Below are 17,489 nucleotides of genomic sequence, written 5' to 3'. Positions count from 1 at the left end.
CGGCCGCGCCCGCCCGACCGGGCCCTCCCGCCTGAGCGGCCCCGTCAGAGGCCGACTCCGGCCGGCTGGCGGACGGTGACGTTGATCCGGTTGAACAGGTTGGTGACCGCGACCATCAGGACGATCGCGGCGAGCTGCTTCTCGTCGTAGTGGTCGGCGGCCGCGTCCCAGACGTCGTCCGGCACGGCGTCCGAGGTGTCGGCGAGCCGGGTCGCCGCCTCGGCCAGGGCGAGGGCCGCGCGCTCCTCGTCGGAGAAGTACGGGGCCTCGCGCCACGCGGCGACGGCGAACAGCTTCTCGTCGCTCACCCCGTTCTTCCGGGCGCTCTTCGCGCCGTAGTCGACGCAGAAGCCGCAGCTGTTGATCTGGCTGGCCCGCAGGTGCACCAGCTCCAGGGTCGACTCCGGAACGCCGCCCTCGCGGGTCGCCTTCAGCAGTTCCTGGATCGCCGCGCCGGCTCCGGGAAGCACGTAGGCGGGGTTGGTCATCCGGGGGGTGGTCGCGTGCGCCATGGTGATCGCTCCTCAGCGTCTCTCGGTGTGCCGTTCCGGCTGCCTCACCGCACTGACGGAGCGGACGCGGAAAATGTGACAGCCGCTCTACGCCTCGGCGATGAGGGCGGTGGCGACGGTGCGGAAACCGAGGCGCCCGTACAGCCGGGCCACGTCCGCGTCCGAAGCCGAAAGGAACACCAGCTCCACACCGCGGGACCGGGCGTCGGCCACCAGAGCCGCCGTCACCGCCAGCCCGAGGCCCCGCCGCCGGGCCGCCGGGACGGTGCCGACGCCCACGACCTCGGAGACGTCCCCGACGGGCTGGTGCTGCCCCGCCGAGAGCGCGGTGCCGGTGTCGTCCAGGGCGGCCGACACATGGGTGAGACCCGCCGCGATCCGCTCGGCGACCCGCGCGACGGCGTCCGGTGCCGGCTCGGCGCCGAAGGCCGCGTACGGGGCGGCGACCGCACTCGCCAGGAACGGATCCCGCGCGCCGACCATCCGTACGGTGACGTCCTCGGGTTCGGCCACCGGGAGCCCGTCACCCTCCAGGGCCATCAGCGGATGCTCGTGAACGGTGAGCCCGCTCGCCTCCACGGCCGCCCGCAGCCCCGGCGTCGTCTCCGCCACCCACTCGAACGCCTCGGGCGCCCCCAGCTCCCGCTGCCGCGCCCGGACCCGGTCCACGTCGGCGACCGTCACCTCCCCGTCGTACCCGAGCGCTGGCCGCGCGTAGTACGGCCAGCCCGCCCCCTCCCGTACGAACAGGGTCAGCGGCCCGAACGCCTCGGCCCGGGCGGCGGAACGGGGGACGGCGTCGTAGTAGGTCTCGATTCGTTTCAGCACGGGGTCACGCTAGGCCCCGCCGCAGGAACCCGCCCGTGTATTTCCCGGGGGCCGGCACCCCCCACCCCCGTGAGGTACACGTAGTCGGGGGAGCCGGGCGGCAGGGTCCCGGTCACGGTCTCCGCCCGTTCGCCGTCCTCGGCGTGGGCGAAGCGCACACCGCCCAGTGTCAGGGCCGAAGCGATGCCTGTCGTGATGCCTCTCGCGAGGAGTGCACGTCTGCTCGGTTCGCTCATGGAGGCGCCCTGGTACGTACCCGTGAACGCCCGGCCCACGCGGAACGCACTCGTGTCGCACCCCTCGGAAATCCAGGCCGTACGCCCTACCGTGCCGCTATGCGGATCTCGACCACGATCTTCCTGACCGACGAGACCATCAGCCCCGTGCGGCTCGCGCGCGAGCTCGAACAGCGCGGGTTCGGCGGGCTCTACCTCCCCGAGCACACCCACATCCCCGTCGCACGGGACACGGACTACCCGGCGGGCGGCGAGCTGCCCCGCGAGTACGGCCGCACCCTCGACCCCTTCGTGGCCCTCGGCCAGGCCGCGGCGGTCACCGAGCGGCTGGCGCTCGGCACCGGCATCACGCTGATCACCGAGCACGACCCGATCGCCCTCGCGAAGCAGATCGCGACCCTCGACCACGTCTCCGGCGGCCGCTTCACCCTCGGCGTCGGCTTCGGCTGGAACCGCGAGGAGGCGGCCGACCACGGCGTGGACTGGCGCACCCGCCGGGAGCTCGGCCGCGACCGCCTGAACCTGATGCGAGCGCTCTGGGCCCCCGAACCCACCGCGTACGAGGGAGAGTTCGGGCATTCGGTCCGCGCCTCGGAGGCCTGGCCGAAGCCCGCGGGAGGCGCGCCCCGCATCCTCCTGGGCGGCGCGGCGGGCCCGAAGCTCTTCGCCATGATCGCCGCCCAGGCGGACGGCTGGATGCCGATCGGCGGCCGCGGCCTGACGGAGTCGCTCCCGGTCCTGAAGGAGGCGTGGGAAAAGGCGGGCCGGGACCCGAAGGCCCTGGAGATCGTCCCGTACGCGGTCCTCCCGACCCCGGGCAAGCTCGCGCACTACGCGGAACTGGGCTGCGAGGAGGTCGTCCTCCAGCTCCCCCCGGCGACCGAACCGGAGGTCCTGCGCGTCCTGGACGCGTACGCCGAGTACCTCTGAGATCGACCGCCGCGACCGCCGCGACCGCCGCGACCGCCGCGACCGCCGCGACCGCCGCGACCGCCGCGACCGCCGGACACCGACCGGACGCGTGGCCGGATCCGCCGCTTCCTGCGGGGACCCGAAGCCGCCCCGGCGTGCCCGCTCGTATGCTCGGTTCATGACGGATGACCAGGAAGCTCGCCCCACCGCGAACGCCATGCGCCGTGCCCTGAAGCGGGCCAGGGACGGGGTCGCGCTCGATGCCGGTGAGGCGGCCGTGCTGTTGCGGGCGCGGGGGGAGGATCTGGCGGATCTGGTCGCGTCCGCCGGGCGGGTGCGGGACGCCGGGCTTGAGGCGGCCGGGCGGCCCGGGATCATCACGTACTCGAAGAGCGTGTTCATACCGTTGACCCGGCTGTGCCGGGACAAGTGCCACTACTGCACGTTCGTGACCGTGCCCGGCAAGCTCCGCCGGGACGGACACGGGATGTTCATGTCGCCGGACGAGGTCCTCGACATCGCCCGCCGCGGCGCGGAACTGGGCTGCAAGGAAGCTCTGATCACGCTCGGGGACAAGCCCGAGGACCGCTGGCCCGAGGCCCGTGAGTGGCTCGACGCCCACGGTTACGACGACACCATCGCGTACGTGCGGGCCATGGCGATCCGGATCCTGGAGGAGACCGGGCTGCTGCCGCATCTCAATCCCGGGGTGATGTCGTGGACCGACTTCCAGCGGCTCAAGCCCGTCGCCCCGTCGATGGGGATGATGCTGGAGACGACCGCGACCCGGCTGTGGTCGGAGCCCGGCGGCCCCCACTACGGCTCCCCGGACAAGGAGCCCGCCGTCCGGCTCCGCGTCCTTGAGGACGCCGGACGGTCCTCCGTCCCCTTCACCTCCGGACTGCTCCTCGGTATCGGGGAGACGCTGGAGGAGCGGGCGGAGTCGCTCTTCGCGCTGCGGCGGGTCTCGCGGGCGTATCACTCCATCCAGGAGCTGATCATCCAGAACTTCCGTGCCAAGCCGGACACGGCCATGCGCGGGATGCCGGACGCCGAGCTCGACGACCTCGTCGCGACCGTCGCCGTCGCCCGGCACATCATGGGCCCCTCCGCCTGCCTCCAGGCCCCGCCCAACCTCGTCGACTCCGAGTACGAGCGTCTGATCGCCGCCGGCATCGACGACTGGGGCGGCGTCTCCCCCCTCACCATCGACCACGTCAACCCGGAGCGGCCCTGGCCGCGGATCGAGGAGCTGGCCGCGAAGTCCCGGGCGGCCGGGTTCGAGCTGCGCGAACGGCTCTGCGTGTATCCGGAGTTCGTCACCCGCGGGGAGCCCTGGCTCGATCCGCGCCTCCTCCCGCACGTCCGCGCCCTCGCCGACCCCGCCACCGGCCTGGCCGACCCCGACGCTCCGGTACGCGGCCTGCCGTGGCAGGAGCCCGACGAGGCGTTCACCGCAAGCGGCCGCACCGACCTGCACGCCACCATCGACACCACCGGCCGCACCCACGACCGGCGCGAGGACTTCGACGACGTCTACGGCGACTGGGACGCCCTGCGCGAGGCCGCCGCCCCGGGCATGGTTCCCGAACGCGTCGACTCCGACGTCCGCGAGGCCCTCGCCGTCGCCGCCGACGACCCCACGAAGCTCACCGACACCCAGGCCCTCGCCCTCCTCCACGCCGACGGGCCGGCCCTCGACGCCCTCACCCGCATCGCCGACGACGTCCGCAGGTCGGTGTCGGGCGAGGACGTGACGTACATCGTCACCAGGAACATCAACTTCACCAACGTCTGCTACACCGGCTGCCGTTTCTGCGCCTTCGCCCAGCGCCGTACCGACGCCGACGCCTACACCCTCTCCCTCGACCAGGTCGCCGACCGCGCCGAACAGGCCTGGGACGTCGGCGCCGTCGAGGTCTGCATGCAGGGCGGCATCCACCCCGACCTGCCCGGCACCGCCTACTTCGACATCGCCGCCGCCGTGAAGAAGCGTGTCCCCGGCATGCACGTCCACGCCTTCTCGCCCATGGAAGTCGTCAACGGCGCCACCCGCACGGGCCTGTCCATCCGCGAATGGCTCACCGCCGCCAAGGAGGCCGGGCTCGACTCCATCCCCGGCACCGCCGCCGAGATCCTCGACGACGAAGTCCGCTGGGTCCTCACCAAGGGCAAACTCCCCACCGCCACCTGGATCGAGGTCATCACCACCGCCCACGAACTGGGCATCCGTTCCTCCTCCACGATGATGTACGGGCACGTGGACCAGCCCCGGCACTGGCTCGGCCACTTCCGCACCCTCTCCCGCATCCAGCAGGAGACCGGAGGCTTCACCGAGTTCGTCACCCTGCCCTTCATCCACACCAACGCACCCGTCTACCTCGCCGGCATCGCCCGCCCCGGCCCCACCGCCCGCGACAACCGCGCCGTCATCGCCATGGCCCGCCTCCTTCTCCACCCCCACATCCCCAACATCCAGACCAGCTGGGTCAAACTCGGCACCGAAGGCGCCGCCGAGATGCTCCGTTCCGGCGCCAACGACCTCGGCGGCACCCTGATGGAGGAGACCATCTCCCGCATGGCCGGCTCCAGTTACGGCTCCTACCGGTCCATCCGCGACCTCGAAGCCATCGCCGAGGCGGCAGGCCGCCCCGCGAAGCCCCGCACCACCCTCTACGGCGACGTGCCGGAGGAACGACAGCGCACGGCCCGCGCCTCCGACGGGCACCTCCCGGAACTGCTGCCGGTCCTTCCGCGGGAGTAGCGGGGCCGGCCGGCAGGTCCTTCTTCAGCGCCCCGAGCTCCAGTTCCCCGAGCTCCCGCTCGTCGATGCCGAGGCCCTTCCGCGGACAGCCGCGGAAGGAGCCGTTCGTAGTCAAAAGTGGACCGAAGGGCTTCAGATCACATAACGTTCCGGCCCCCGAACGGACGTACCCGGTCCATTACAGTGCTGCGCAGACCGGTCTACGGGGGGAGGGCACGTCGTGGCCACGACAGCCGCGGCCGTGTGGGGCCGCGCCGAACAGCAGGACTTCCGCGCCCGCGTACGGGGCTGTCTGCTCGGCGGAGCCCTCGGCGACGCCCTGGGCGCGGGCGTCGAGGGGCTCAGCCTCGCCGAGATCAGGGCCGCCCACGGACCTGACGGACTCGGCGAGCCCGCGCCCGCGTTCGGCCGCCGCGGCGCCGTCACCGCCGCCACCCAGATGGGACTCTTCACCGTCGACGGCCTGATCCGCGCCCAGGTCCGCCGCGACACCGGCGCCTGGCACCCGCCCACCGACGTCCACCGGGCGCATCTGCGCTGGGCCGCCACCCAGCGCGACTGGGGCCCCGACGAGCGCCGCAAGGACAACGGCTGGCTCGCCCGCGAGGAGTGGCTCTACGCCCGCCGCAACCCGTCCCGCGCCTGCCTCACCGGTCTCGGCGACGAGATCCTCGGCACCCTCGACAAGCCCAAGAACCCGCAAGCCGTCGACTCCGGCGCGCTCGTCCGCTCCGCCCCCTTCGGGCTGCTCGTCGGCTGGGAGCCGCAGCTCGTCTGCCAGCTCGCCGTGGAGTGCGCCGCCCAGACCCACGGCTCCCCGGCCGCCGGCCTCGCCGCCGGCGGCTTCGCGGTCGTCGTCCACGGTCTCGCGCGCGGCGGCTCGGTGGAGGCGGCCGTCGACCGGGCCCTCGGGCAGCTGGCGGCGCGCCCCGGCCACGAGCCGGTCACCGAGGCGCTGGGCCGCGCCCTCGGAGCCGTACGGGAAGGGGTTCCGGATCCGGAGCGGGTGGCCGCCCTCGGGGCGACCGAGGACCTGGCGGAGGGCCAGCTGGCGGCGGCCGTGTACTGCGCGCTGGTCGGCGAGGACGTACGGCACGGGCTGCGGCTCGCGGTGAACCACGACGGGCCGTCGGCGGTGACCGGTGCGCTCACGGGCGCGCTGCTCGGCGCCCTGCACGGCGAAACGGCCCTCCCGCCGGCCTGGCTGGCCGAACTGGAGGGCCGTGCGACGGTCCTGGAGCTCGCGGACGACTTCTCGATGGAGATGACGCAGGGGGCCGCCCTGCACAGCCCGACGGAGTCGTCGCCGGGCTGGCTGGCGCGCTACCCGAGGGGCTGATCGGCGCGCTCGCCGCCCTGTGCGGGGATCGCGGCGCCGCCCTCGTCGTCCGGGTCCGAGCCGATCCGGGCGAGCAGCGCGTCCCGCTCCGGGGTGTCCTCGGGCCGGACGAGGCCGATGAGCACGTACAGGACGAGGGACGTGGCGAGCGGCGAGACGATCTGGATCTGCAGCTCGATGCCGTCGAGGCCGTAGTTGGTGAGCCAGAAGACGAAGAGTCCGGCGGCCCAGGAGACGAGCGCCGCGGTCGGGCCGGACTTCCGGAAGGTGCGGAGCAGGCCGAGCATGAAGGGGATCGCGATCGGTCCCATGAGCCCTGCGACCCACTTGATGACGACGGTGATGATGTCCTTGAAGGTGGGGGAGTTGACCTGCGTCGCGATGGCCATCGACAGCGCGAGGAAGGCGATCGTCGACCAGCGCGCGGCGAGCAGCCCGGCCTTCTGGCTCCAGCCCCGGGCGGCCTTGCTGACGGCGGGGGCGATGTCACGGGTGAAGACGGCGGCGATGGCGTTGGCGTCGGAGGAGCACATGGCCATGGTGTGCGAGAAGAAGCCGACGACGACGAGGCCGAGGAGGCCGTGCGGCAGCAGCTGCTCGGTCATCAGGGCGTACGAGTCGGAGGCGTCGGGCTTCTTCGGGTCGACGAGCAGCGGCGCGACCCACATGGGGAAGAAGAGGACCAGCGGCCAGACGAACCAGAGCAGCGCGGAGAGCCGGCCGGAGCGGGTGGCCTCGCGGGCGTTGGGGGTGGCCATGTAGCGCTGGGCCTGGTTCCACATGCCGCCGCTGTACTCGAAGGTCTTGATGAAGAGGTACGCGAGGAGGAAGGTCAGCGTGTACGGGCCGGCCGTCGGCGCGGTGTGCCCCTGGAGTTCGGGCCGGTCCCACACGGTCCACAGCGCGCTGAAGCCGCCGAGCTCGCCGAGGACGGCGACGAGCATGGCGACGCCGGCGAGGAGCTGGATGACGAACTGGCCGAGTTCGGTGAGGGCGTCGGCCCAGAGTCCGCCGACGGTGCAGTAGATGCCGGTGACGACGCCGGTGATGAGGATGCCCTGGTTGAGGGAGATGCCGGTGAAGACGGAGAGCAGGGTGGCGATGGCGGCCCACTTGGCGCCGACGTCGACGATCTTCAGCAGCACTCCGGACCAGGCGAGGGCCTGCTGGGTGGGGAGGTTGTAGCGGTCCTTGAGGTATTCGAGCGGGGAGGCCACCTTGAGGCGGGAGCGCAGCCGGTTGAGCCGGGGCGCGAAGAGGTTCGCGCCGATGGCGATGCCGATCGCGATGGGGAAGGACCAGGTGACGTAGGACGTGACGCCGTAGGTGAAGGCGATGCCCGCGTACCCGGTGAACATCACCGCGCTGTAGCCCGACATGTGGTGGGAGATGCCGGAGAGCCACCAGGGCATCCGGCCGCCGGCCGTGAAGAAGTCGGAGACGGTGTCCACCCGCTTGTGGGACCAGACGCCGATCGCGACCATCACGCCGAAGTAGCCGATGAGCACGGCCCAGTCGAGACTGTTCATGGAGCCCCCTCCAGGGGTTCTGGTCCGCCTTGTGAACGCCGTTCATGGTGTGGCGAGTTACAAGGCAGGGACAATGCAATGGAGGGTCAAGGGACAGTAAAATCGTTCTGTTTACTGACCCTTGTTCACGTCCATGAACTTTCCCCGAGTGGGATCGGCGGGGAATCAGAAGGTTCCTGCGGGTATCAGCGCATCAGCTCCCCGGCGTTGACCAGGAGGGACTGACCCGTGATCGCGCGCGCCCGGTCCGAGGCGAGGAAGGCCGCGGCCTCCGCCACGTCCCCGTCCGTCGCGAGTTCCGGAAGGGCCGTCCGCTCGGTGAGCCGGGCGAGCACCTCCGCCTCCGGGACCTTCTCGGTGTGCGCGGTGAACTGGACGAAGGCCTGCACCGGCGGACCCCACATCCAGCCGGGCAGCACGGTGTTGACCCGGATGCGGTGCGGCCCGAGCTCGTGCGCGAGCGAGTACATCGCCGAGGTCAGCGCCCCCTTCGAGGCCGCGTACGCCGCCTGCCGCACCTGCGTGGGCGCGGCCACCGCCGACTGCGTGCCGATCAGGACCACCGAACCCCCGCGCGTCTTGAGCGCCGGCAGGCAGGCACGGGTCATCCGGAGCGTGCCGAGCAGGTTGACGTCGAGAACCCCCTGCCAGGTCGCGAAGTCGGCGTCCTCCAGGCCGCCGAAGTAGGAGTCCCAGGCGGCGACGTGGACCACGGCGTCGATCCCGCCGAAGCGCTCGGTCGCGAGGGCGGCGAGGGCGTCGCACTGCGCCTCGTCGGTGATGTCGGTGACCCGGTAGGCCGTACGGCGCCCCTCCGGGTCGATCTCCGCGGCGGACTTGGCCAGGTTGGCCTCGGTGCGGGCACCGAGGACCGCGTTGCCCCCGTCCCGTACGACCGTCTCGGCGATGCGATGACCGAGTCCGGCGCCGACACCCGACACGACGACCGTCTTCCCCTGGAGCAGCATCCGGGTCCTCCCTGGGCCTGTTCATCGATCTGACGGTCCGTCAGAGTAGGGCCGAGTCGCCGACAAGGGAAGGGGAACGAGGATGAGCGAGGAGACCCGCAGCGAGACGTACGCGGAGCTGGCGTCCGTCGGCCCGTACGGGGTGCGGCCCGGCCACGCGCTGATCACCATGGTCGAGCCGCATCCGGGCCACGAGTACGCGTACAACCGCTGGTACGAGGACGACCACTACTACGCCGGTGCCATGGCCATGCCCTGGATGTACGCGGGCCGCCGCTGGGTCGCCACCCGCGAACTGCAGGAACTGCGCACCCCGGAGAAGTCCGCCGTCGCCCGGCCCGTCACCGCGGGCTGCTACCTCTCCACGTACTGGATCACCGAGGGCCGCTACGACGACCACATGAAGTGGACCGTCGGCATCAACAGGCGTCTCAACCGCGACGCCCGCGTCCACCAGGAACGGACCCATGTCTTCACCGCGTTCCAGGACCACGAGGCGACCGTCTACCGCGACGGGGCGGCCGGCCCGCGCGACTTCCACGCCCTCGACCACCCCTACGCGGGGCTGATCCTCCAGGTCGTCGACACGGAGGGCCCCGAGGAGCGCGCGGCCCTCCTCGAACGACTGCGGACCAGGGAACTGCCCCGCCGGCTCACCGGCTCACCGGCGGCGATGGTCACGATCTTCCGCCCGACCCCGCTGCCCGGCGACCGCATGACGTACGTGAAGCAGGTCGAGGGCGTCGACACCCGGCTGACCCTGCTGTGGTTCCTGGAACGGGACCCGAGGGAGTGCTGGACGGAGCACTTCGGGGAACTGGAGTCGCTGGGGGCGGACGCGGGCCGGGTGGAGCTGGTGGCGCCCTTCATCCCGACGGTGCCGGGGACGGACCTGTACGTGGATCAACTGCGCTGACCGATCCGGGGGCAAGGCCGAGCCCCCTCGGCCAGGACGGCGGACCGGTCGAGAGGGCTCTTTCGTACTGCTGGTGGTGCGGTTGGTGCATGTACTGCGGGTGGTGCATGTAGTGCATGTAGTGCATGTGGTGCGTGTGCTGCGGGTGGTGCTTGCGCTGACGGCCTGAGCGACGGGGCTCAGAGGGCTCCGTCGCTCACCTCGCCGACGAAGGCGTTCCACGATCCCGGTCCGAAAGAGAGGGAGGGACCCTCGGGGGCCTTGGAGTCGCGCACCGCGATCGCGGTCACGAGGGGGGACTTCACTTCGACGCAGGCCCCGTTCCCTCCGGAGTACGAGGACTTCGTCCAGGTGTCCGTGCCACCCTGAATAATCGCCATGCTGCTCAGCTCCGGTTCTGCCAGTGGATGTGTCGCGCCAACGTTCTTGCCGGCGTGATCGACGCTACTCGCCGGTCCCGCCCGGCGGGACCGGCGTTCACACGTCCGAGTGGCATATTCCAACTGGGCTTCCGTGGGAGCGAGTACGCGGTGTACCGTGCCTGCCCCGCTGCCTTTCGGCCTGGGCGAGGGCGTTCTCCGGCTCAGCCCCTGGCGTGCTTCTTCACCATCTCCGAGATGAAGTCGCGGGTGTGCTCGACGTTCAGGGCCTGCGCCCTGAGGTGCTCGTACATGACGCTGTACTTGCCCACGTCCTGCGCCTTCTCCAGGTACAGATCGCTCGTCACGCCCTCGATGTAGACGACGCTGGAGTCGGACGTGTCCGGGAACTCCAGGATCGAGTACTGCCCGCTGATCCCGGGGTGCGCGCCCATCTCGAACGGGATCACCTGCACGGTGACGTGCGGCAGGTGCGACTGCTCGATGAGGTGCTCCAGCTGTTCCACCATCAGCTGCCTGCTGCCGACGATCCGGTGCAGCGCGCCCTCGTCGATGACCGCCCACAGCCGCAGCGGACGTTCCTCGTCCCGGATGCGCTCCTGGCGGCGGGTGCGGACCGTGACCCGCTTCTCGATGTCCGCGGGCGTCGACTCCGGCAGCGCGCCGGTGATGACCGCCTCCGCGTGCGCGTGCGTCTGGAGCAGCCCGGGGATGATCTGCGGCTCGTACATCCGCAGGCTCTCCGCGTCGGTCTCCAGACCGATGTAGACGCTGTACGGAATGTCGCCGAAGGCATGCCACCAGCCCTGCTGGCGCGAGTCCTTGGCCATCTGCATGAGCGAGTCGACCATGCGCTCGTCCTCGACCTCGTACACGCCGCACAGGTCGCGCACATCGCGCTGACTGATGGAACGGCGGCCGTTCTCCAGCCGGCTGATCTTGGACTGGGAGACGAGAAGACGCTCGGCGACCTGCTCCGCCGTCATGTTCTTCGCTTCCCGGAGCTTGCGCAGCTCCTGGCCCAATCGGCGTCGCCTGACGGTGGGATTGACGTTGGACGCCACGGAAACTGCACCTCCGGCTGTCTGCTGCGTAGCTGTGGGTATCTACCGCTTGGCAGACTGCCACCAAAAGCCAGGTGTGCGCTGGAAAATGACCACAACGTATGCACGGCTGAACGCCGGTCACGCCCTGGAACGCGCGTGTGCGGGGCGGCCGTCCAGACCGCCCCGCACACCTGTGCGGCTCCCGGGTTGGTTCTGTGCTGTGCGTGGTGCCTAGTGCGCCGCCGCGCGGGCCATGCTGCCGCGAGGCTGCGCCGGGACACCCGCGGCGCTCCGACGCGGCTGTGCCGCCGCGCCGTTCTGGACGTCCATCACGGCGTGCGCCACGAGTCCGCCCATCGGGTCGTGCCGGATCAGATCGCGCAGCCGGGACCGCGACGAACGTCCTTCGTTACCGGGGTAGAGGTGCTTCCCGAGACCGACCGCGTGGGCCAGCGCGGCAAGCGCCGCGGTCCGCGGGTCCGGCGGTACGCCGGTGCGGATCGCACTGTCCAGCCGGGAACGGATCTCCCGACTGATCGCCGTGTCCGTCGCTTGGTAGCGAGTCGTCGGCAACACCCCGCACATCTGGCCCTCCACGGCATGCACCATGCCGCATCGCTCCAGATGCGAGAGATACGTCTGGCGGAGCCCCAGTCGGGGTCCGCCGATCCAGTGGACGGCCCGAACCGGACTGCCACGCCTGCGCAGCAGCTCCAGTGCGGAGTCCAAGGTCGGATCTCCGGTCGGCCGTGGCATCACCACGGCGATACGATCCCCGTCAGGGGCTATCCGGCCTGCCAGCGCCAGCTCCACTAGCTGTGCACCGGCCAGGCCGAGGTCGAGCGACTGCGGCTGCGCTGTGGTACCCGTGGTCGGGTCCAGAGCGAGCAGCAGAAGCTCCTCCGGAATGGTTCTGCGGCTCCTGCCCATCCATGCCTCCCCGCGTGGATGAATGACAGGGTGACCCCTCTCACATTCATCTGTCGAGAGTGCCTGGGTGGTTCATCCGGGAACCAGTAGGTATGTCGTTCTCGTCTAGCACGGGGGCCAAGGGGTTCACACAGGACACTGGTACACGGACCGGTACATGGTCCGTACGTACGCACGACGCATGGAGGAGGCACGGTGGCGGGCGAGTCCCCCGACAAGGCGGAGCAGCAGGGGTCGTCTCAGGAGACGACGGCCTCGGGCGGCGGCGGCAGGGATCCTCGGCTTTCCGTGCTCCATGAGTCGGACGCCTCGTCGGCGGCTCCGGTTGCGTCGTCCTCGGCCTCGGCGGTCCAGGTGGACCAGCCGACGGCCGTCTTCAAGACGCTGGCGCCGCGGACCCCGGAGGACGACGCACCGGCGGCCGCGCCGGAGTCGGAGCAGTCGGAGCAGCCGGAGCAGCCGGAGAAGGCGGAGAAGGCGGCGCGGTCGGAGTCGGAGCCGGAGGAGGCTGCGGAGCCCGAGAGCGACCGCCTGAAGGCCGCGGTGGCGGCATGGGTGGCGACGGCGGAGGAGCCGGAGGCGGAGGCTGAGTCGGAGTCGGAGGACGCTCCCGCGGCGTCCGTTTCGGCGTCCGAGGCGTCCGACGAGGACGAGGCGGAGTCGGACGAGTCCGCCGAGGCCGACACCGAGCGCGAGCCGGAGGACGACGAGCCCGAGGACGAGTCGGACGTCGAGACGGACGAGGAGCCCGTCGAGGCGAAGGCGAGCACGGAGTCCACGGAGTCCACGGAGAAGCCCTCCGCGGACTCCTGGTTCGCGGCGCGGAAGTCCGCGGCCGAGGAGTCGGCTGACGCTCCCGCAGACGTTGCCGACGCCGACGCCGACGCCGACGGCTCCGATCCCGACCCTGTCGGCGACGACGTCGAGGACGAGCCGGTCGACCAGCCGACGACCATGTTCAAGGCCGTCCGGCTGCCCGTGGACCAGCCCACGACCGCGCTGAAGCTCCCGTCCTCCCTGACCGGTAACCGGGGTGCCGGTGGTGCCGGGGGCGCCGACAGCGAGCGCACCAGCACCTTCCTGCCGCTGCGGGCGGACATCCCGGCCGAGCAGAAGGCCCAGGCGGCCGCGGCGGCCCCCAAGGCGCCCGAGGCTCCCAAGCCCGCCGCCTCCGCCCCCGTACAGCCGAAGGCGCCGTCGCCGGCGGCCCCCGCGCTCGCCGAGGCGGAGCGGACGCGGCAGCAGCCGCTCCCGCCGCTGCCCCCGCTCGATCTGCTCGCCGAGCTGACGAACACGCCGCCCCCGCCGCCGACCCCGCTGCGGACGACCGTGCGCCGGGTGCGGATCTGGACCCCGCTGGTCCTCCTCGTCCTGATCGTCTTTGCGATCGTGCAGATGGTCCGCCCGCTGCCCGCACCCGTGCTGACGCTGTCGGCCGCGCCGACCTTCACCTTCGACGGCGGCGAGCTGAAGCTGCCGTTCCCCACGGAGGGACAGGGCGCCGTCGAGGTCGAGGGCGTCGGATCCATGGGGACGTACGGGGCGCAGAAGCCGGCCCCGATCGCGAGCGTCACGAAGACGATGACGGCGTACGTGATCCTCCGTGACCACCCGCTCAAGGGGAGCCAGAAGGGCCCCGAGATCGAGATCGACCAGAAGGCCGCCGATCAGGGCAAGGCGGAGCACGAGTCGACGGCGGCGGTCCAGAAGGGCCAGACGTACTCGGAGAAGGAGCTCCTGGAGCTCCTCATGATCCCCTCCGCGAACAACGTGGCCCGGCTGCTCGCCCGCTGGGACGCCGGTTCGGAGGCCGCGTTCGTCGCGAAGATGAACGCCGCCGCGAAGGACCTGGGCATGACCCAGTCCACGTACACCGACCCGTCGGGTCTGCTCGACAGCACCGTGTCGACCCCGCAGGACCAGCTGAAGCTGGCGAAGGCGGTCATGCAGTACGACGTGTTCCGCGAGATCGTGAACATGCCGAACGTGACGGTGGACGGCATCCCCGGCCGGATCGAGAACAACAACAACATCCTGCTCAAGCCGGGTGTGAGCGGCATCAAGACCGGCTCGTCGACCCCGGCGGGCGGCAATCTGCTCTGGGCGGCGAACACCGTCGTCGACGGCCAGAACCGTCGCATCCTCGGCATCGTGATGGGTGCCAAGGACGCGGAGCAGCTCGGCGAGAAGCTCCAGCTCGCCATCGACAACAGCTACAAGCTGATCCAGCAGGCCCAGAAGGACGTCACCTCGGCGACCGTGGTCCGCAAGGGCCAGGTCCTCGGCTACATCGACGACGGCCTCGGCGGCCGGACGCCGGTCGTGGCGACGAAGGAGCTCAAGGCGATCGGCTGGCCGGGCCTCCAGGTGAAGCTGGCGCTGACGGACGGAGGCAAGGCCCTCCCGCACACCGGCAGGACGGGTGACATCGTCGGCCAGGTGTCGATCGGCACGGGCGCGGGCAAGGTCAGCTCCCCGGTCGCCCTCCAGGCGGACCTGGCGGAGCCCGGCTTCGACAAGAAGCTGACGCGCGTGGGCTGACGCGTTCGGGCCGACGCGTTCGGGCTGACGCGCGTGGGCCGACCGCGGGGCCGACCGCGTGGGCCGAGCAGCCCGGACCCGAGCGGGGTGGCCCCGAGCCGGTGGCCATCGGCCCGAGCGGGTGGCCGCTCGGGGCCGGGCGGCCACCCGCTCGGCCGGGCTCCCCGGGTTCTCCGGGGAGCCCAGCTGTTAGCGTTTTCCCGGGGACGAGTACGACGCGTGACACTCGCGAGAGAAGCGAGACGGGCAGCACGGGAAAGGGCCGCAGTGACCACCGCCGAGCCGACACGCGCCGATCGCGCGGACTCAGCCCCTGACTCCGACCATCCCGACGGCCGTACGGATTCCCGCGCCGACCCCCCCTCCGGCGGAGCCGACGCGGAATCCGACCCGTCTCGTGATTCGCTCCCGCGAATAGTGCTCCCGGCACAGCGGCCAGCCCCGGCGTCCACCGCCCCGGCCCCGGCCCCGCGGCGGAAGCGCCGCTACACGGTCCTGGCGGCCACCGGCCTCGCGGCCGTCACCCACATCCTGTGGTTCTTCTTCTTCGCGAACAGCGGCGGCGACCTGGCGGCGCAGGACGCCTGGGCCGAGTTCGTCGGCCGTCACCCCGACTCGGCGTACAACCTGGCCTGGTACGGCGGGATGCACCCGGTCTCGTACAGCGTCGTGTCGCCGTACCTGATGTCGATGCTCGGCGTGCGCAGCACGATGATGATCGCGGGGACGCTGTCGGCGGGGCTGACCGCGCTGATCCTGGTGCGGGTGCGGGCGGTCCGCAATCCCCTCGCGTGCTCGGTCGCGGGCGTCTTCGCCTTCCTCTGCAACGCCCTGTCGGGGCGGGTGACGTTCGGTCTCGGCATGATGTTCGCGGTCGGCGCGGTCGCGGCGGTGTTCTGCTGGCCGCACCGCTGGCGCCACAAACGCTGGGCGAAGGCCGCGGTCGCGGCGCCGCTCGCCGGTCTGGCGACGGCGTGCAGTCCGGTGGCGGGTCTGTTCCTGGGGGTCGCGGCGGCGGCGCTGTTCCTGAACCGCCGGCGGCCGGGCGCGTACGCGCTGGGTCTGGCCCCGGTGGCGGTCGTGGCCCTGTCCTCCTGGCTCTTCCCCTTCTCGGGCACGCAGCCGATGGCCTTCGGTTCGACGGCGCTGCCGCTGCTGTTCGGCGTGCTGACCTTCCTCCTCGTCCCCAAGGACTGGCGGACGGTCCGCACCGCGGCGGCGGTGTACACGATCGGCACGCTGCTCACCTGGCTGATCGACTCGCAGATCGGCTCGAACATCTCGCGGCTCCCGATGCTCTTCGCGGGCGTCGTGCTGCTGGCGGCCCTGCCGTACACGGCGCCGCGCTCACGCCGCTGGTACGCGCTGGTGCTGGCCTTCGCCGGCCTGAACTTCTGGATCGGCTTCAAGGGCGTCGACGACGTGATCCGTACGGCCCCGGACGCCTCCTGGGCGCGCGAGCTCGCGCCGCTGATCAACCAGCTCCAGGTGCGGGACGCGCACAAGGCACGGGTGGAGGTCGTACCGGCGTCGAGTCACCGCGAGTCCTCGGCGCTGAGCCCGTACATCAACCTGGCGCGGGGCTGGAACCGTCAGGCGGACATGGAGCGCAACCCGCTCTTCTACGACGACACGCTGAACTCCGTGAACTACGAGGAGTGGCTCCACCGCTGGGCCGTCCACTTCGTGGTGCTGCCGACGGGCGCGCCCGACTCGGGCGCGGCGCAGGAGGCGGAGCTGGTCGACGAGGGCCTGCCGTACCTGAAGCAGGTGTGGTCGGACGAGAACTGGCGCCTGTACGAGGTCGCGAACCCGACGCCCCTCGCGAACCCCCCGGCGGTGGTGCAGAGCGCGGAGGAGAACGAGGTCGTGATCCGCGTCGAGACCCCCGGCCGGGTCCTCATCCGCGTCCCGTACTCGCCGTGGCTGGCCCTGGTGGACGAGAACGGCGGCAAGATCGAATCCCCGCAGGAGACGGAGGCGTCGAAGCTGGCCCGCGAGGAGTCGGACACCGAGATCCCGAAGGTCTTCGCCAACGAGGAGGGCTGCCTCTTCAAGACGGAGGCGGACGCCGAGGGCGACGAGTGGACGCAACTGGTCGCCCCGAAGGCCGGCGTCTACCGCCTGGCGGCCCCGTACAAGCTGTCCCGGGGCACACCGTGCCCGGAGGAACTCCGCTGAGCCGGAGTCCGCGTCACGGGTGCTGGTATCCGGCCAGCATCCGCCGCATGGCGAAGGCGTGCCCACCGCTCCCGATGACGAGCGCCCGGTAGACCCGCCCCGCCACCCCGGGAAAGACGGCACGGGTCTCGGCGCGCAGCCGACAGCGCCCGTCCGACAGCTCCTCGACCCGGAAGACAAGGCTGTACGAGGAGAACCGGTGCCGCCCTTCGAGCGCCAGCTCGCGCCCCGGCACGAGCCGGGCGACCCGGAACCCGGGAAACTCCGACCCCACACCCAGCGGCCGCCCTCCGCCACTCCCCCGGGGAACGGCCCCCACGACCCGCGCGTACCGCGCCCCGCCCCCGGTGGACAGCGACCGCCCGACCCTCACCAGCAACCGCGGCCACAACTCCTCGACCCCGGCG

14 protein-coding genes are annotated in these 17,489 nt (G+C 71.5%); 6 read left to right on the top strand and 8 right to left on the bottom strand.

Annotated elements, in window-relative coordinates:
- Positions 1 to 44: 44 nt before the first annotated feature.
- Positions 45 to 512 (bottom strand): carboxymuconolactone decarboxylase family protein, encoded by a 468-nt coding sequence (locus AOK00_RS19850; RefSeq protein ID WP_055601645.1) that lies wholly within the window; start codon positions 510 to 512, stop codon positions 45 to 47.
- Between the two features lie 87 nt (positions 513 to 599).
- Entirely contained in the window at positions 600 to 1,340 is a 741-nt protein-coding gene (locus tag AOK00_RS19845) for a GNAT family N-acetyltransferase (RefSeq protein ID WP_055601644.1), read from the bottom strand.
- Between the two features lie 335 nt (positions 1,341 to 1,675).
- On the opposite strand from AOK00_RS19845, the gene AOK00_RS19835 reads away from it, so the two are divergent.
- The 3 genes from AOK00_RS19835 to AOK00_RS19825 all read left to right on the top strand — a co-directional run bounded on the left by AOK00_RS19835 (position 1,676) and on the right by AOK00_RS19825 (position 6,591).
- Positions 1,676 to 2,506: an LLM class F420-dependent oxidoreductase gene (locus tag AOK00_RS19835; protein ID WP_055601642.1), complete on the top strand. Its 831-nt coding sequence runs from the start codon at positions 1,676 to 1,678 to the stop codon at positions 2,504 to 2,506.
- A gap of 160 nt (positions 2,507 to 2,666) precedes the next feature.
- Positions 2,667 to 5,252: a bifunctional FO biosynthesis protein CofGH gene (locus AOK00_RS19830; RefSeq protein WP_055601641.1), complete on the top strand. Its 2,586-nt coding sequence runs from the start codon at positions 2,667 to 2,669 to the stop codon at positions 5,250 to 5,252.
- A gap of 220 nt (positions 5,253 to 5,472) precedes the next feature.
- Positions 5,473 to 6,591, top strand: a complete 1,119-nt coding sequence (locus AOK00_RS19825) for an ADP-ribosylglycohydrolase family protein (protein ID WP_055601640.1) — start codon at positions 5,473 to 5,475, stop codon at positions 6,589 to 6,591.
- Here AOK00_RS19825 and AOK00_RS19820 read toward each other — a convergent pair.
- Together AOK00_RS19820 and AOK00_RS19815 are read right to left on the bottom strand one after the other, a co-directional pair.
- Complete coding sequence (locus tag AOK00_RS19820) at positions 6,576 to 8,120, bottom strand: sodium:solute symporter family protein (RefSeq protein ID WP_055601639.1); 1,545 nt, start codon at positions 8,118 to 8,120, stop codon at positions 6,576 to 6,578. The two genes, AOK00_RS19825 and AOK00_RS19820, sit on opposite strands and share 16 nt — an antisense overlap.
- Before the next feature lie 185 nt (positions 8,121 to 8,305).
- Positions 8,306 to 9,088, bottom strand: a complete 783-nt coding sequence (locus AOK00_RS19815) for an SDR family oxidoreductase (RefSeq protein ID WP_055601638.1) — start codon at positions 9,086 to 9,088, stop codon at positions 8,306 to 8,308.
- 82 nt (positions 9,089 to 9,170) lie between these two features.
- Here AOK00_RS19815 and AOK00_RS19810 point away from each other — a divergent pair, with 82 nt between their 5' ends.
- Positions 9,171 to 10,004 carry a hypothetical protein gene (locus tag AOK00_RS19810; RefSeq protein WP_055601637.1) on the top strand — a complete coding sequence of 278 codons (834 nt, stop codon included), beginning with the start codon at positions 9,171 to 9,173 and terminating at the stop codon, positions 10,002 to 10,004.
- A gap of 179 nt (positions 10,005 to 10,183) precedes the next feature.
- Here AOK00_RS19810 and AOK00_RS19805 read toward each other — a convergent pair whose 3' ends face one another.
- The 3 genes from AOK00_RS19805 to AOK00_RS19795 all read right to left on the bottom strand — a co-directional run bounded on the left by AOK00_RS19805 (position 10,184) and on the right by AOK00_RS19795 (position 12,360).
- Entirely contained in the window at positions 10,184 to 10,384 is a 201-nt protein-coding gene (locus AOK00_RS19805; protein ID WP_030315574.1) for a DUF397 domain-containing protein, read from the bottom strand.
- Positions 10,385 to 10,587: 203 nt separating this feature from the next.
- Positions 10,588 to 11,448, bottom strand: a complete 861-nt coding sequence (locus AOK00_RS19800; protein WP_055601636.1) for a helix-turn-helix domain-containing protein — start codon at positions 11,446 to 11,448, stop codon at positions 10,588 to 10,590.
- 213 nt (positions 11,449 to 11,661) lie between these two features.
- Entirely contained in the window at positions 11,662 to 12,360 is a 699-nt protein-coding gene (locus AOK00_RS19795) for a GOLPH3/VPS74 family protein (protein WP_030315572.1), read from the bottom strand.
- 195 nt (positions 12,361 to 12,555) lie between these two features.
- On the opposite strand from AOK00_RS19795, the gene AOK00_RS19790 reads away from it, so the two are divergent.
- Together AOK00_RS19790 and AOK00_RS19785 are read left to right on the top strand one after the other, a co-directional pair.
- The gene (locus tag AOK00_RS19790) at positions 12,556 to 14,901 is read left to right on the top strand and encodes a D-alanyl-D-alanine carboxypeptidase family protein (protein ID WP_055601635.1); all 2,346 of its coding nucleotides are present in this window, start codon (positions 12,556 to 12,558) and stop codon (positions 14,899 to 14,901) included.
- 267 nt (positions 14,902 to 15,168) lie between these two features.
- On the top strand, positions 15,169 to 17,082 hold the full coding sequence (locus tag AOK00_RS19785) for an MFS transporter (RefSeq protein ID WP_437441428.1): 1,914 nt from the start codon (positions 15,169 to 15,171) through the stop codon (positions 17,080 to 17,082).
- A 13-nt stretch (positions 17,083 to 17,095) separates the two neighbouring features.
- Here AOK00_RS19785 and AOK00_RS19780 read toward each other — a convergent pair.
- A partial coding sequence (locus AOK00_RS19780) for a hypothetical protein (protein WP_055601634.1) occupies positions 17,096 to 17,489 on the bottom strand: 394 nt, incomplete at its 5' end.

This window comes from Streptomyces aureus (assembly GCF_001418135.1).
Taxonomy (GTDB): Bacteria; Actinomycetota; Actinomycetes; order Streptomycetales; family Streptomycetaceae; genus Streptomyces; species Streptomyces aureus_A.
This window is presented reverse-complemented; position numbering and strand designations above follow the sequence as displayed.

Excerpts from the sequence above, each read along its gene's own strand:
- AOK00_RS19850 (WP_055601645.1), bottom strand. The coding sequence starts at position 512 with ATGGCGCACGCGACCACCCCCCGGATGACCAACCCCGCCTACGTGCTT.
- AOK00_RS19835 (WP_055601642.1), top strand. The coding sequence starts at position 1,676 with ATGCGGATCTCGACCACGATCTTCCTGACCGACGAGACCATCAGCCCC.
- AOK00_RS19830 (WP_055601641.1), top strand. The coding sequence starts at position 2,667 with ATGACGGATGACCAGGAAGCTCGCCCCACCGCGAACGCCATGCGCCGT.
- AOK00_RS19820 (WP_055601639.1), bottom strand. The coding sequence starts at position 8,120 with ATGAACAGTCTCGACTGGGCCGTGCTCATCGGCTACTTCGGCGTGATG.
- AOK00_RS19815 (WP_055601638.1), bottom strand. The coding sequence starts at position 9,088 with ATGCTGCTCCAGGGGAAGACGGTCGTCGTGTCGGGTGTCGGCGCCGGA.
- AOK00_RS19810 (WP_055601637.1), top strand. The coding sequence starts at position 9,171 with ATGAGCGAGGAGACCCGCAGCGAGACGTACGCGGAGCTGGCGTCCGTC.
- AOK00_RS19805 (WP_030315574.1), bottom strand. The coding sequence starts at position 10,384 with ATGGCGATTATTCAGGGTGGCACGGACACCTGGACGAAGTCCTCGTAC.
- AOK00_RS19795 (WP_030315572.1), bottom strand. The coding sequence starts at position 12,360 with ATGGGCAGGAGCCGCAGAACCATTCCGGAGGAGCTTCTGCTGCTCGCT.